This window comes from Cupriavidus sp. WGlv3 (assembly GCF_023952475.1).
In the GTDB taxonomy this organism is placed as follows: Bacteria; Pseudomonadota; Gammaproteobacteria; order Burkholderiales; family Burkholderiaceae; genus Cupriavidus; species Cupriavidus phytorum.
In genome coordinates this window covers 1-566 of the sequence record NZ_JALHRX010000132.1, presented here as the reverse complement: position 1 = coordinate 566, position 566 = coordinate 1, and the positions used below count along the sequence as shown (strand labels likewise).

Annotated in this window: 1 protein-coding gene; it reads right to left on the bottom strand. The window is 64.7% G+C overall.

The window, feature by feature from the left end; genetic code table 11:
* Nucleotides 1–566 (bottom strand): IS66 family transposase (locus MKD38_RS30840; protein WP_252669791.1); only part of this gene is annotated, 566 nt, incomplete at both ends.

Below are 566 nucleotides of genomic sequence, written 5' to 3'. Positions count from 1 at the left end.
ACGCACGGCAGGTAGCTCTTCGGCATAAAGGCGCCAGCAGCTTACCCCGGATCTCCGCTTCGATGGCATAGAGCTCGCCGATCCGGCGTAACGCCTCCGTTGTGGTCGGCGTTGCCTTGCGGACATGCAGATCGTGCACCTTACGGCGCGCGTGAGCCATACAAGCTGCTTCGCGCACACTGCCATCGGTAAAAACAGCGTTGAAGCCCGCATACGCGTCTGCCTGCAGGATGCCGCGGAAGCCGGCCAGATGCGCTTGGGGATGTTGGCCCTGGTGGTTTGGTGTGTAGGCGAACCAGACCGCAGGCGCAGCATCCGAACCCGATGCGCGATCGTCTCGCACGTAAGCCCATAGCCTTCCGGTCTTGGTCTGCCCCTTACCTGGCGCAAGTACCGGCAGCGGCGTGTCGTCCGCGTGCACCTTGCCGGGCATCATCACGTATCGGTGCAAAGCCTCGACGAGGGGGCGTACCAGCGCACCGCAAGCGCCGACCCCGCGCGCCATGGTCGTGCGGTCCAGCTCCACGCCCTGGCGAGCATAGATAGCGGCTTGGCGGTACAGCGGT